Source organism: Cryobacterium lyxosi (genome assembly GCF_004403345.1).
GTDB classification, from domain to species: domain Bacteria; phylum Actinomycetota; class Actinomycetes; order Actinomycetales; family Microbacteriaceae; genus Cryobacterium; species Cryobacterium lyxosi.
The window spans coordinates 338807-352791 of the sequence record NZ_SOGT01000008.1 but is presented as its reverse complement, the minus strand read 5'-3'; the positions used below and the strand labels follow the sequence as shown (position 1 = coordinate 352791).

The 13985-nt window shown below is 59.5% G+C and carries 12 protein-coding genes and 3 pseudogenes; 9 read left to right on the top strand and 6 right to left on the bottom strand.

The window, feature by feature from the left end:
- On the top strand, nt 1–623 hold a 623-nt coding region (locus tag E3T27_RS07895), incomplete at its 5' end, for a zinc-binding dehydrogenase (protein WP_166786146.1).
- 123 nt (nt 624–746) lie between these two features.
- Here the strand turns inward: E3T27_RS07895 and E3T27_RS17335 are convergent.
- A complete protein-coding gene (locus E3T27_RS17335) occupies nt 747–842 on the bottom strand; it encodes a DUF3140 domain-containing protein (RefSeq protein ID WP_420898051.1) in 96 nt (31 codons plus the stop codon).
- A 189-nt stretch (nt 843–1031) separates the two neighbouring features.
- Here E3T27_RS17335 and E3T27_RS07885 point away from each other — a divergent pair, with 189 nt between their 5' ends.
- Nucleotides 1032–3353 carry an FdhF/YdeP family oxidoreductase gene (locus tag E3T27_RS07885; RefSeq protein WP_134572156.1) on the top strand — a complete coding sequence of 774 codons (2322 nt, stop codon included), beginning with the start codon at nt 1032–1034 and terminating at the stop codon, nt 3351–3353.
- A gap of 35 nt (nt 3354–3388) precedes the next feature.
- On the opposite strand, the pseudogene E3T27_RS07880 reads toward E3T27_RS07885, so the two are convergent.
- Nucleotides 3389–3761, bottom strand: a pseudogene (locus E3T27_RS07880) (transposase); the annotation flags it as partial.
- On the opposite strand from E3T27_RS07880, the pseudogene E3T27_RS07875 reads away from it, so the two are divergent.
- Nucleotides 3758–4227, top strand: a pseudogene (locus tag E3T27_RS07875) (transposase); the annotation flags it as partial. The pseudogenes E3T27_RS07880 and E3T27_RS07875 sit on opposite strands and share 4 nt — an antisense overlap.
- A 103-nt stretch (nt 4228–4330) precedes the next feature.
- On the opposite strand, the gene E3T27_RS07870 reads toward E3T27_RS07875, so the two are convergent.
- Complete coding sequence (locus tag E3T27_RS07870) at nt 4331–4798, bottom strand: SRPBCC family protein (RefSeq protein ID WP_134572155.1); 468 nt, start codon at nt 4796–4798, stop codon at nt 4331–4333.
- Between the two features lie 411 nt (nt 4799–5209).
- Here E3T27_RS07870 and E3T27_RS17330 point away from each other — a divergent pair.
- From E3T27_RS17330 to E3T27_RS07835, 6 genes and pseudogenes are all read left to right on the top strand, one after another.
- Nucleotides 5210–5476: pseudogene (locus E3T27_RS17330) on the top strand (alpha/beta fold hydrolase); the annotation flags it as partial.
- Nucleotides 5477–5516: 40 nt separating this feature from the next.
- Complete coding sequence (locus tag E3T27_RS07860; RefSeq protein WP_241992171.1) at nt 5517–6083, top strand: alpha/beta fold hydrolase; 567 nt, start codon at nt 5517–5519, stop codon at nt 6081–6083.
- A gap of 87 nt (nt 6084–6170) precedes the next feature.
- A complete protein-coding gene (locus tag E3T27_RS07855; RefSeq protein ID WP_166786151.1) occupies nt 6171–6380 on the top strand; it encodes a carboxymuconolactone decarboxylase family protein in 210 nt (69 codons plus the stop codon).
- Nucleotides 6381–7121: 741 nt separating this feature from the next.
- A complete protein-coding gene (locus tag E3T27_RS07850; protein ID WP_134572151.1) occupies nt 7122–7550 on the top strand; it encodes a PRC-barrel domain-containing protein in 429 nt (142 codons plus the stop codon).
- A gap of 591 nt (nt 7551–8141) precedes the next feature.
- Entirely contained in the window at nt 8142–8786 is a 645-nt protein-coding gene (locus E3T27_RS07840; protein ID WP_134572150.1) for an isochorismatase family protein, read from the top strand.
- Between the two features lie 825 nt (nt 8787–9611).
- Nucleotides 9612–9992 (top strand): hypothetical protein, encoded by a 381-nt coding sequence (locus E3T27_RS07835; protein ID WP_134572149.1) that lies wholly within the window; start codon nt 9612–9614, stop codon nt 9990–9992.
- A gap of 520 nt (nt 9993–10512) precedes the next feature.
- Here the strand turns inward: E3T27_RS07835 and E3T27_RS07830 are convergent.
- The 3 genes from E3T27_RS07830 to E3T27_RS07820 all read right to left on the bottom strand — a co-directional run bounded on the left by E3T27_RS07830 (nt 10513) and on the right by E3T27_RS07820 (nt 13956).
- Entirely contained in the window at nt 10513–10878 is a 366-nt protein-coding gene (locus tag E3T27_RS07830) for a cupin domain-containing protein (protein WP_233193103.1), read from the bottom strand.
- Between the two features lie 125 nt (nt 10879–11003).
- Complete coding sequence (locus E3T27_RS07825; protein WP_134572148.1) at nt 11004–12992, bottom strand: aconitate hydratase; 1989 nt, start codon at nt 12990–12992, stop codon at nt 11004–11006.
- A 268-nt stretch (nt 12993–13260) separates the two neighbouring features.
- Nucleotides 13261–13956, bottom strand: a complete 696-nt coding sequence (locus E3T27_RS07820; RefSeq protein WP_134572147.1) for a hypothetical protein — start codon at nt 13954–13956, stop codon at nt 13261–13263.
- Nucleotides 13957–13985: the final 29 nt, after the last annotated feature.

The following is a 13985-nucleotide window of genomic DNA, read 5'->3' as shown; positions in this document are numbered from 1 at the left end:
GCGTCATCCCCGGTGACACGGTCGTGGTCTACGGTGCTGGTCCGGTCGGGCTCATGGCTGCCCTGTCTGCCATGATCAAGGGCGCCAGTAAAGTCTGGGTTGTGGACCGGCGGCCCGACCGGCTGGCCCTCGCCGAGCAGATCGGCGCGATCGCCGTTGATGACTCAAAAACGGACCCGGTTCAATTCGTATTGGACCAGACCAAGGGTATCGGCGCTGACCGGGGATGTGAATGCGTAGGCTATCAAGCCCACGACCCCCAGGGCACCGAAGATCCTGCCATGACTCTGAACCGGCTGATCCAGTCCGTGCGCATCACCGGGGGCATCGGCGTAGTCGGTGTCTTCCTGCCGGCAGATCCTGGCGGCTTCGACGAGAATGCCAAGCAGGGCAAGATTGCTATTGACTATGGTCTGCAGTGGCTCAAGGGCCAGAACATTGGCAGTGGTCAATGCCCGGTGAAGAAATATAATCGGCAGTTGCGCGAGCTAATTGCCGTGGGCAAGGCCAAGCCATCATGGATCGTTTCTCACGAGATTCCCCTTAGCGATGCCTCGGATGCCTATAAGAACTTCGGCGACCGCACCGACGGGTGGACCAAGGTTATCCTCAAGCCCGAATAGGCCAACACCTAGCGGCCCATGTGACCTAGCTTCTGTGGTCCAAATTACGGCGTGCGCGGCAGGGAGAACCAGACCGCACAGTTCCCCTGCCGCTACGTTTTTAGTGGGTCATTCCCCTGTTCATCACGAGTATCGCCATCGTGAGTGCTCGGCGTCGAAATCTGTGCCCCGTGCCCTGTGCCGCTTCACGTAGCTGACCACCCTATACATGTGTTCGATATCGGACGCCCACGGTCTCGTCTCCCAACGTGACAGTGTTCGATAAATGCCTGCATTCGCTCAGGCGACTCGCGTCGGGGCTGGCAATTTAATCGTTTTAGTTGCTATGCCTGAGCGCACCTGTTAGTCCTGATATGGTCGGCACGATTGATTCTGGTCGCTGCTGTTACAAGCGGGAAGAGAGTGGTCATGATGCGCGAGAACCCTCCGGCGAACGAACCTCAAGACAGCGACATTGAAGTTGGGAAGCCTAAGGCCTGGGCCGCTGGGATGCCCGGTGTGCTGCACTCAATGATTCCGGCGATCAAGGATATGGGCGTGGATCGAACGCGAAAGACGATGCTGTCTTTGAACCAGAAGGACGGCTTCGATTGCATGAGCTGTGCGTGGCCGGATCCTGATCATCGCAAGGCATTCGAGTTCTGCGAAAACGGCGCCAAGGCCGTGACCTGGGAAGCGACGCCCATTGTCGTGTCCTCCAGTTTTTGGGCCGAGCATTCGGTCAGCGACCTGCTCACGCGTTCGGAGTATTGGCTGGGCACGCAGGGACGCCTGACTGAACCTGTCTATAAGCCAGCCGGTGAGGACCACTACCGGCCTATCAGCTGGGACAAGGCATTCGCCATCGTCGGCAACAAGCTCAACAGCCTCGAGTCCCCCAATGAGGCTGTCTTTTACACCAGCGGTCGCGCGTCCAACGAGGCCGCCTTCGCGTATCAGCTTTTCGCCCGCGGCTACGGGACGAATAACCTGCCCGACTGCTCCAATATGTGCCACGAATCAACCGGTCGGGCCTTGGACCCGACCATTGGAATTGGCAAGTCCACGATCGCCTACGATGATTTCGGCAAGGCCGATCTGATCATTATCATGGGCCAGAATCCGGGAACCAACAGTCCCCGCATGCTCACTGCTCTCGAGGAAGCCAAGGACAACGGCGCGGAAATTGTCGCCGTAAATCCCCTGCCGGAAGCGGGACTGAGAAGATACAAGAACCCGCAGCAGGTCAAGGGCATCATCGGCCACGGGACTGAGATTGCCGATCAGTTCATTCAGATCCGGCTGGGCGGGGACATGGCCCTGTTACAGGCCGTCTCCAAAAGGGTGCTCGACGCTGAGGCCGAAAACCCGGGAACAGTTCTGGACCGCCAATTCCTTGACGAGCACTGTGAAGGGCTGGAGGAGCTCACACTGCACCTCGCGGAGCTGGACGACGTTGCAGTCCGGGAGGCGACTGGCCTGCGCATAGACGAGATCGATGAGTTGGCGGCCCGATACCTGAAAGCTGAGAGGGTCATCATCACCTGGGCGATGGGGATAACCCAGCACAAGAAAGCGGTCGCCACGATCAAGGAGATCATCAACCTGCTTCTGCTGCGCGGAAACATCGGCAAGCCGGGCGCTGGCGCTTGCCCGATCCGAGGCCACAGCAATGTCCAGGGCGACAGGACCATGGGTGTCTGGGAGCAAATGCCACAGTCATTCATGGACGCACTCGGCAAGGAATTCGGCTTCGAGCCGCCAATTGATCATGGAGTGGACGCGGTCAAGACAATCCAGTCCATGCGTGACGGCGGCATCAAATTTTTCATGGCATTGGGAGGCAACCTGGTCGGGGCGATCGCGGATACCAATGCCGCCGAAGCCGCGATGCACGGCACGGACATGACCGTCCAGATCTCCACCAAACTGAACCGCTCCCACGCGGTCGTGGGCAAGGAAGCGCTTATTCTTCCGACCATGGGCCGCACCGAGGTCGACCGACAGGCATCGGGAGAGCAATTCGTGTCGGTCGAAGACACGGTCTGTGCGGTGCATCCCTCCTTCGGCGTGATTGAACCGGTTGCACCTGGCCTGCTTTCCGAGGTTGCCATTATCTCCCGCTTGGCACGGGCGACGATCGGGGAGAAGACCAACGCTGATTGGCCTGGATTCGAGAAAGACTACGATCTGATCCGCGAACACATCTCGCACGTGGTGGAAGGATGCCAGGACTACAACATAAAAATCCGGAAGGATGGCGGCTTTGTGTTGCCGAACGGACCTCGAGACTCGCGCACTTTCCACACGCCCACGGGCAAGGCCATGATCACTGTCAACGGGCTTGAGTTTATTGGCCGGCCGGCCGCGACCTTGATCCTGCAGACTATGCGATCCCATGACCAGTTCAACACCACCATTTACGGTTTCGACGACCGTTACCGGGGCATCAAGAAAGGCCGGCATGTGGTCTTCGTGAATCCGGAAGACCTCGCTGAACTGAGCTTGGAGGACGGCCAGCAGGTGGACATTCACGGCGTGCACGATGATGGCGCGCAGCGAGTACTGCGCAATTACCGTGTGGTTGCCTATCCCAGCGCCCGTGGATGCGCTGCCACGTACTTTCCCGAGGCGAACGTTCTTGTTCCCCTGGACAAAGTAGCCGACGACAGCAACACACCGGTATCCAAGGCCGTCATCGTCAGGCTGGAACCTGCTCAGAAGCAGGAGTCCCCGGTCAAGTCCTTTTGAGTGGTGTCTCGGTTTCCCTGTGATCCCTCGGCTGATTAGGCGCTGAGGGCAGAGATCTCGATAGCCACCTCCTCGGGCATAACGGTTCCGACGGCCTGAGATTTGGCCAGGGCATCGAGGCCGAGATAGCGGCGGGACTCGACCCATTCATCGTGTTGCTCGGCAAGGACAGCTCCCACGAGACGGATGATCGAGTCCCTGTTAGGGAAGATCCCGACGACATCGGTCTGGCGCCTGATCTCCCTATTTAAGCGCTCGTTCGGGTTGTTCGACCAGATCTGTTTCCAGAGCTCTTTCGGGAACACTGTGAACGCGAGAATGTCGGCCCTGGCCGCGTCGAGATGCGCACGCTTTCGGGAGCTTGTGTTCCAATGCGTCCAGGACCCGGTCGAACTGGGCATTCACGCTTGGCCGAACAGCTCGCGGCCCTACGCCGACAACGGTCCGACATCGCCGTCGAGGTCGAGAAGCTGATGAACAACCACCCTCTTTCCCCGTCCTGACGAGCCTGCCCGGAGTCGGCGTCAGGACCGCAGCTCGGGTCCTCACCGAGGTCACCGGCAAGCACTTCGAAACCGCCAGCCACCTCGCCTCCTACGCCGGCCTCGCACCCGTGACCCGACGCTTCGGCAGCTCAATCCGCGGCAAACATCCCTCCCGACGAGGCAACAAGATCCTCAAACGTCCCCTGTACCTGTCCGCCTTCGCAGCACTCCGAGACCTCGTCTCCCGCACCTACTACGACCGAAAAATCGCCCAAGGCAAACGCCACAACCAAGCCCACATCGCACTCGCCCGACGCCGCTGTAATGATTTATGCGCCATGCTCCGAGACGGTACCCTCTACGAAACTGAACACCAACTGGCCGCTTGACAAAAAAATAGAGCCTCCGACCGCACCGCTGGCAGCATCTGGTGAGGCATGCGCCCGTGCAGACGGGGCCTCGGCGTCCGGTCAGGACGTGAGCACCGTCAAGTCAAGCGCGAGCAAAACGCGACGCGAGTTGGCGCAGGGTGGCTTCGATGCCAGCGGCGTTCTGCCGAGGAAAGCCGAGCAACTCGAAGACCTTGCCCTGCACGGCTGAGACGGTACTGTAGTCGAACGTCTCAGTGACGCGCGTAGACGTGGGCGTAAGCGCCGTGAGTTCCCAGCGCCACCGGTGGCCCGCTGGGTGACGCCATTCCACAAGCCGACCCTCCTCGATGCGCGTCACCGTACTGGTAATGCGATACGGGACGCCGAACTGCTTCATCGCTACCGAAAATTGTGCGCCCTGGCTGAGCCGCTGCGGCCCCGACACTGTGCCGCGGACGGTGCCCGAGCCGTCCAGCTCACCGTGACGGTGCGGATCAGCCACCAACGCAAAGACGTCGTCGGCCGAAGCCGGCACCTCGACAGTGCGCGCGACTCGGCGCGGTCCTTGCTCAACCTGTTCGACCGTCATGCTGCCTAGCCTAAGTCGTTCCAGCACCGGCGTCAGTGCTGTAGGCGAGAAGCGCCTCCACCGCCGAGCATACGGCCGCCTGTCCCAGCCGCGTCCGGACACAGAGGGAGCCAAGTGTGTACGGCCGTTCCCGAGTGGGTTCTGAACAGACCGCACACCCAAGTCATGAGCCGAGGCTAGCATTTTGCGGGGGATATGTCGGATAATGTGTTGGGTGAAATGATCGCTAATAGATATCAAGTCAGCAAGTAATGTATCCACTGCAGAATCTGCTGAATAGAACTCCCGTGATGTCCTATCTCACCTAAGTTATGACAGTCGCATTTCTGATGAGCAATTGTGCGTGGTGCCAGGAATAGCTTGAATCGACGCGCTCTTGCTTCATCTGGACGCCGCAGCCTGGACACGTCAATGCCTCGCCCCCGGAGCCGAATGAATCGGCAAGTGGGCCCCGCGGACGCGCCGACGCTCGTTCTGCTGCACGGTTTCCCTGCTGCGTCGCACCAGTACGCGCACTTGATGGATCGGCTCAGCGACCGGGTGCACCTCATTGCACCGGATTACCCGGGGTTCGGTTACAGCAGTGCTCCCACCTCGAGTAGTGACGGCGGGGACTTTGTTTACTCTTTCGATCACGTCGCCGAGGTTATCGAAGCATTTCTGGTCACCCTCGGCATCGACGCGTTCTTCATGTATNCTCGGCATCGACGCGTTCTTCATGTACGTTTTCGACTTCGGCGCTCCTATCGGGTATCGCATCGCGGCGCGACATCCGAATTGGATACAGGGAGTCATTGCACAAAATGGCAACGCCTACGAGTCCGGACTAGGACCGAATATGCAGCCGGTGGTTCAGTACTGGATAAATCAGAAGGAGATGGAGCCTGTCATCCGCGGAGCGCTTACAGCTGAGGCAACGCGCTCCCAACATCTCGAGGGGGCCGCGCATCCGGATTTCGTCGATCCGGACGTCTGGACCTTGGACCAACACTGGCTTGATCAAGCTGGACGAGACCAGATCATGCTGGATTTGCTCTATGACTATCAGTCCAACGTCGCACTGTATCCCGCGTGGCAAGCGTGGATGCGCGAGCACCAGCCCCCCATGCTATTGCCCTGGGGCCGTAACGATCAGTTCTTTTCTGAATCAGGGGCGCGCGCGTATCTTGACGACCTACCGTCTGCTGAACTGCACCTGCTCGACACCGGGCACTTCGTCTTGGACGAACAGCTGGACACCGTCGTGCATCTGATCGATGACTTCATCGGGCGACACACTCCATAGGAGCCACTCGACGCACACGCACCGCAAAAACAGACAAACTATGACATTCGAGTAACGCGTTTTCGTCCCCGACGTCGGTCCTGAGGCCTGTACTCCGATGTCCCTCTCCCCGAAAAGTACATCCACGCGGGAAGTCTGGGTGAGCCTCTGTTGGCGCTTATGAAAATTCGTGCTTTGCAGATCAACGGCTGTGCGTACTGCTTGGGAATGCACAGGCGTGACCGCCTGACCGGTATTGATCGCCAGCTTCACAGGCTCATCTTTGTACTCAGGAGTGAACTCCCGTCGTGTGTTTGACATGTGAAAATTCTCCTGTGAGGTGCCCAGTCAACGGGGGTACGGCTAGAACGCGCTGCATCCGCGGATAACTCTTGTCGCCGTGCTCCTCACTGCGTCCGACCTCGGGCTCTCATTTTTTTACGCATGCCAGGACAGGTCGCGACTCACAGCGAGAACCAGCGTTTTGTGACAGGAAGGCAAACGCAATTTACTCGCAGCCGATGCGGCGTCGATTGATGCGGTTGCTCCTCGGTTCGACCGCAAGATAGGAGAGTCAATCCCGTATAAAACAGGCTGCTGCTTGGCATATGAGCCGGGATATCGAGGAAACGCGTTGCTGAATAGACATCAGGAATGCATATTCACTAACTGTTTCAAGACCGTGCCTAAGTGGAGGTTTCAAATAAAGCAACAAAAAAATCCACGCAGAGGTTTTCTATCGTTCAATGCGACTCCTTGACCAAGTGGGCCCGCAGTCATATCCTTAAATCATGGCTCCGCCCCTCAGCAGCGCACTATGTAAGAACTTCCCTGAGCAGTTATTGAGTGAAAAATTTTCCGTCGACTCTAAAATGAACGACCGTGTGGTCACCATTCATCAAGGCAGCCAGCCGTCGACTGGAAAGAGACTGAGGTTCTCGACTGCTTGTCTGAGACAAGCCTAGGCGGCATCGACAAAAGACCCCCGATGCACAACCCTCTTTTTTGGACGCTTCCTTGCAATCCTCACTCTCACAACCGATTGGAAGGACTTGAATTATGACATCTGCAGAGCGCAGCAAGCTTGTCCGGCTACAGGACACCCATATGACCATCGCCGCGACGGATTCCGACATCCGGGGGCACCGAGTTCTCGACAAGGACGGCAATAACCTCGGGAAAGTGGACGCTCTTTTGATCGACGAGCAGGAAGAGAAAGTGCGATTCTTTGAAGTCGCCACGGGCGGTTTTCTGGGAATTAACAAAGATAAGTCTTTCATTCCTGTCGACGCGATCACCAATATCGGCGATAAAGACGTGCACCTGAACCTATTGACCGAAACTGTGGCTGGATCTCCGCCCTATGATCCCGATCTCGTTGACGACAACGTCTTCTTTTATGAAACTTATGGTTATTACGGGTTCTTGCCCTATTGGGGAACGGGATATGTCTACCCGCCCTACCCGTACTACCCCGGCCGGTACTAATCCTAAATCCACCGGTCGGCGTGGGGGAGGTTATACGGGCACGTTCTGACGCCTCAGATGAGACTCTGGTGGGGTTCAATGACCGCGTTCGGCGATTAAAAGTTGCTCTGGACATTCCAAGATCGCGGGCAACCGTTGTTGCTGTCTCTCCACCGTCGATGAGTTGACGGGCGTTGCGGATTTCGAGGAGAGGGAAATTGTGCAGCTCTTGATGGCCATTGCCGCGATCAACGTGTGGAACCGTCTGGCGGTCAGCACTCACCAGAGCCTTCCAGCGCAAACGGCCTAACAATCAGGCTGCTCCCACGATCGGCGGGATGGGCGGCGGGATCGCGGTTGGCTCGCGGTTGGCTCTACCGCCAGCGCCGTAGCGGAACCGTTCATCGGCTGGGAGGAATTGTCCCTCGTACCCGTTCGAGCCTTTCGGGGCAGCCTCGTCACCGGAGGGCCTGGCAACGATGTCAAGGAGGACGGCGCAGCCTGGTCGGGTGGCGACCGAATGCGCTGGTGTGGACGGCTGTTACGTCTACGCTGTCAGATCAGTGGGCATGCCGCCGTGCTACTCGTGACTTTTGATGAAGGAGAATTTTTATGTTGTTCGATACATCCACCACAGCGCTCGTGCTGACGGACCCACAAAACGATTTTCTCAGCCCCACCGGTGCGACTTGGGAACTGGTCGGTAAGAGCGTCGAAGAGAATAACACCGTCGAGCACATTGAGCAGTTGCTCGTGAGTGCCAAAGCCTCTGGGTATGAGGTTTTCGTGTCTCCGCATTATTATTTCCCCCACGATCACCAGTGGGAATTCGGCGGAACCTTGGAAAAAATGATGCACGAGATCGGCATGTTCGATCGACCGGGGCCCTTGGATCTTGACGGATTTTCTGGCTCAGGAGCTGATTGGCTAGAGCGCTACAAACCGTTCCTGCAAGACGGCAAGACGGTAGTGTGTAGTCCCCACAAGATCTATGGGCCCGAGCAGAACGACCTCGTGCTCCAGCTGCGTAAACGCGGAATTAGCAAGGTTCTGCTCGCAGGAATGTCAGCAAACCTGTGCATCGAAAGTCACCTCCGTGAACTGTTAGAACAGGGATTTGACGTGGCCGTCGTTGCCGACGCGACCGCCGCCGCACAGCACCCTGAACTCGGCGACGGGTATGCGGCCGCCCTAATCAACTTCAACTACATCGCCGGGGTAGTACTTACCACCGAGCGAGCAATAGAAATGTTGTAATCCGCCGTATCCGTAGGAGGCCGGTGAGCCGCGGTTCGGTGGCGCCGCTGCTGGTCCCCACCGAGTCCTCCATTTACGGCGATCTGCGAGCGGTTTTCATCAACGCTTCCTGAAGAAAAGTCCACGTGTACTATAAATCGCGTTAATTGACGACGGACACGGATGGGATGGTGGCGTTCTCGGATTGGTGGGTTCTCTCTCTCAGGGATCAAACCGAGGCTGTCAGTTCTCCAAGAGCGCGCACGTTGAGCACACCATAAAGGCATCTGCCACGACGCCTACATGCGTGCGAGGCTCACCCCCCCCTTTCCAAACATTGTTGGCTGTGACCGTCCCATCTACCCGAGCTAGAGCCTGGCCAGCGAAAGCTGGATGACCAACAGAGGACAATTCGGTCGTTGGTCAGCGGACGATGTTTGCGCCTTTGTCGAGATCCCATGGGAGTGGGACGAGAGTCACCTGCTGTGGGGTAAGGCGGTCGCCTCTGCACAGGTCTTGCAGGTGGTGCGGCTCACTGCATTGAGGGCTGCGGCGCCGGATTTTTGCCGGCATCGGGGAATACTGCCACAGCTTGCAAGTATTGGTTGAGAGTCTCGTGCCGGGGGACCTATTCTGCAAATGTTGCAATAGATGCCGCGTTATTTGACATAATCACCATTATCGGTCCTGAGTATTTGACAAGCTATTTATCAAGCGCGCGACCCCGTGCCGGGTGGTGGTGTCGGGTTAGTCCGGGATTCAGAAGGCGCGAGCCTGAGGCGCACAGACTCTAGCGCCGCCACAGGCTGCAGTTTTGTTGGCCTGCGCGGAATAGAAGCTGTGGAGGTGGATGAGCTCGTTACAGGCCGGGTTTCCACACTTAAAACGCCTGATGTGGCCGATGCGCGTCCTCTCGCAGCGCTGGTGGCACCGGTAGCAGACGGGCAGGCCCATGATGATGAGCAGGTGGGGATCGGTGAGCTTCTCGAAGGTGGGGTGGAAGCGTTAGACGCAACTGCCGGTCGCGCACGCCCACTCATAGGCAAAGCTGTGAGTGTTCTCTTCTGCGCATATTGGCGTGGCCGAAACTTTCACGGCAGCGACTGCGGCGTCGTCAGCAGAGTCAATCATGAAGAGAGTCGCGCCCTCTCCGGCCTGCAGAACTTGGACGAGGCGAACGCGAGCTTGTCGTCGCCAGGCTTCGAGGAGGATCGTCGCGGCGCTTAGACTTTGCTCTTCGTCCGCGAGCGCGCATTCAGGTGTGCACGTCGACGTAGTGGTCGATTCTCTGTGTGCTGGCCGTGGCAACATTTTGGCAACATTTGAACCAGAATACTTCAAATTCAACCGGGCTCAGATGATTGAAAAGTCGCGTAATTCCGCGGGTTTCGGGCCGATCCCGTTGCTTCGTTGAGGCAGTATTAGGGTTCAAATCCCACCGTCTCCGCAGCCATTCGAACCCCTGAATCCCATGTAAAAACTGGGACTCAGGGGTTTTCCTTTGCCGCAAAATCGGCGTTTGCCCACAAATAAGAGAGCCATAGCGTCATCGAGGCGCTCAGCAACGGCGTCTCGTTGTACCGGGCCACCAAGTTGGTGACATTAGCAGGAACGGGATGGTTCCCGTGCCCGTGTGGATATGTTCAGTGTTGTGGTGCTTGGGGGGTAGTCGAGCACGACGGTTTCCGTCCCCGCGACCATCCCGTCAACGGCACTATCTGCCGTCGACCGGTCGAGTGCAATCGGCTCAGGACGCCGCCGGAGCGATGAGCTTGGCTACAGTGAGCAAGATGACCGCGTCCTCGACAGCCTCCAGCGAGTTGCGGCCCGGCGGCATCGTGATCAGGTCCCCGCGCCATCCAGACCACGATGCGCCATCCGAGGTGAGAACGACCCGCCCCTCGAGGACCTGCACGGTCGCTTCGGCCAGGTTGTCGTGTTCTCCGAGGTGTTGACCGGCACGCAGAGCGATCAGCGTTTGGCGGAGGACGTGCGCGTGGCCGCCGTATACGGTCTCCGCGCTGCGACCACTGGATGCGTCCCGTGCGTGATTGAGATGGTGGCGCACGAGTGCGGTGAGCGACTTCTTTTGCATGTCGTTCTCAACTTTCATTTCCCCCATGCTCCGCTACCGCTGCGCGCGTGTCAACGGTACTGTGATCGCCGTGTGTGGCTGGTTGGTGCGTCCGGTCCGGGCGCATAGAGCCGCCAATCCTGGGGACATCAAACGGTGCGGGTCTATTTGGTTTCCACAGGATCGGCGGCTCCGCGCGCGCTCCGGGTGCGCAGCCACGGGATGAGGCCACCGACGAGGAGCATTTCGATTTGCCGGGTCGAGAGTTCGTGGCGCACGGAGTAGACCTCATCACGCGTTGTGTTGCGCACGAGGATCTCCGTTCCGTTCGAGAGAGCCTCCCGGATCCCGTCGAGCACGAGCACGTCATCCTGCGCGATGCGATCGTGATCGGCCGGATCCGCGAACTGGAGCGCCAGCGCGCCGAAGTTGGCCAGGTTTTGCCAGTGGATGCGTGCGAACGAGACCGCCAGCACCACCCGCAGTCCGAGAAAGCGCGGGGTGATCGCGGCGTGCTCTCGAGAGGAGCCTTGCCCATAATTGGCCCCTGCAACGATCATGTGGCCGGTCGTATCCCGGGTGAGGGCGGCGCGAGTCGGGTAGGTCGGGTCGACTTGGTCGAAGGTGAACTCGGCGAGCTTGGGAACGTTGCTGCGGAAAGGAAGCACGCGAGCACCCGCCGGCAGGATCTCATCCGTCGAAATGTCATCACCCACGATCAGGGCGACGGGTGCCTCAATGCGCTCGGAGAGCGGTCCGAAGACCGGCAGTGAAGAGATGTTTTCGCCCTTGATTAGATGCACCCCGATGGATTCCTCCGGAGGTAAGGGCTTCTCGAGCATCGCCAGGTTCACGCTCGACACCGCCGGAAGCGTGATCTGGGGATATTCCAAGCCGAAGAGCCCGGGCAGGTCGCGCGGATCGGTGATCTGTCCTGTCAGCGCAGCGGCGGCGGCGGTCTCCGGCGAACACAGGTAGACCGAGTCTTCCTGGGTGCCCGAGCGACCGGGAAAGTTGCGCGGCATCGTGCGCAGGCTGATGCTGCCATTCGCCGGGGCCTGGCCCATACCGATGCAGCCCATGCAGCCGGATTGATGCAGCCGGGCGCCCGCCCCGATCAAATCCAGGGTGGCCCCCATGATGGTGAGGTCCTGCAGAATCTGCCGGGAGCTGGGATTGACGTCGAGGGACAGGCCGGGAAATGACTGCCGCCCCTTCGTGATCGCGGCAACGATCGCGAAATCACGTAGGCCCGGATTCGCGGAGGACCCGATCACGACCTGTTCCACCGGGCGCCCTGCCACTTCGCGTACGGGCACGACGTTGCCGGGCGAACTGGGAAGCGCAATCAACGGCACGATCGAAGCCAGGTCAATCTCTTCGGTCACGTCGTAGGTCGCATCCTCGTCCGCAAGCAGTTCGGTGAAATCCTGCTCGCGCTGTTCGGCGCGCAGAAAGGTTCGCACTTGATCATCGGCCGGAAAAATGGTGGTGGTCGCGCCCAGTTCGGCGCCCATATTGGCGATCACGTGCCGATCCATCGCGGTCAGGGTTGCGAGGCCGGGGCCGTAGTATTCGACGATCCGATTGACGCCTCCCTTGACGCCGTGCCGGCGCAGCATTTCGAGGATGACGTCTTTGGCGCTGGTCCACGGCGGCAATTGTCCGGTGAGCTTCACGCCCCAGATTTCGGGCATCCTGATGTACAAGGGCTCGCCGGCTATGGCCAGGGCTACCTCGGTGCCGCCGACGCCGATGGCCAGCATCCCCAGTGAGCCGGCGGCCGGGGTGTGGCTGTCGGAACCAACCATGGTTTTGCCGGGGATACCGAAGCGCTGCATGTGCGTGGGGTGTGACACCCCGTTGCCGGCCTTCGAAAACCACAGGCCGAACCGTTGGCAGGCGGAGCGGAGAAAATCGTGGTCCTCCGCGTTCTTACTATCGGCCTGCAACAGGTTGTGGTCGACGTACTGCACGGAAACCTCCGTGCGAGCGCGATCCAGTCCCAACGCCTCCAACTCCAGCATGACCAGGGTGCCGGTCGCGTCCTGGGTGAGGGTCTGGTCGATGTGCAGGCCGATTTCGGTTCCCGGCACCATCTCCCCGGAGACCAGGTGTGATGCGATGAGTTTCTGTGCGACGTTGTAGGCCACGGTGAGCTCCCTTACTCGATAGCGGCGCCCGCCGACATTCGTCGGTATGAATTAACCGCCGGGGCATGCCACTGATACCAAGGTAGGTCACTCGTGACGCCAGGGCTAGCCTTCTCGAGGAGACCGGAAAAGATGAACCAGGAAGACATGACCCTGGCGCAGGCGAGCCAGGGTCTTGACCTTCTGTCGAAGGCTGAGGTCCAGGACCATGCGGCGCTGTGGGCGCTCGCACGGTGCCTGGACCTCAGTCTTGGCCGGACGCTCGCAGCTAGCGCAGGACTCCGCAGGCGACCGGGTCGGTTACCTCGGCGGGGAGAGCTGGGTTGAGTTCGCTCGCACCCTCGGGATCGCTGAGGTTGTACGTGCCGTTGCCGTCGTAGTCGTTTCCGTGGATGACTACGACGCCCTCGCCGGCGCGGATGGCTTCGGCGATTTGCGCGGCGGTGCCGAGCCCTTCGGCTCCTGGGTATCCGATTCCGGCTACGTCCGTGAAGCGGATGTTGGTGCGAAGGTAGCTATAGGAGCCGTTTTTCGCGACGGGGAACCGGGTAACGTCGAGGAAACTGGCCGGCGTGGTGTCTCCGCTGGTGTTCAGGGACACCACAACGGGGCCGTAGGCCGGTACCCCCTCGGCGGTGTTCAGTCGCCCGTCGCCGTTTGCGTCCAACGCCAGCGTGGGGCATTCGTTCATGGCCTGTTCGCCATAGTGGATGTGCTGAGCGTGGGGAGCGTCGGGCGTCAAACCCCGCGCGCGGATTCCGATCGCCCGGATTGTCTCGCCGCGAACAATGGCGACCGCTCTACCCGACGCTCCCGAGTCGTTCAGCTCCGTGAGGTGGGCGGTCAGCACTACGTTGCCGCGCACCGATTTCGGCACATGCGCTGATGCCGGTGCAGCGCCCAACGACACGGCGATTAGCGCGGCTGCGCTCGCGCCGAGCACCAGTTTGATGTTCTTCTTCACGATTCACTCCTATGGGTTTTCGCCCATCG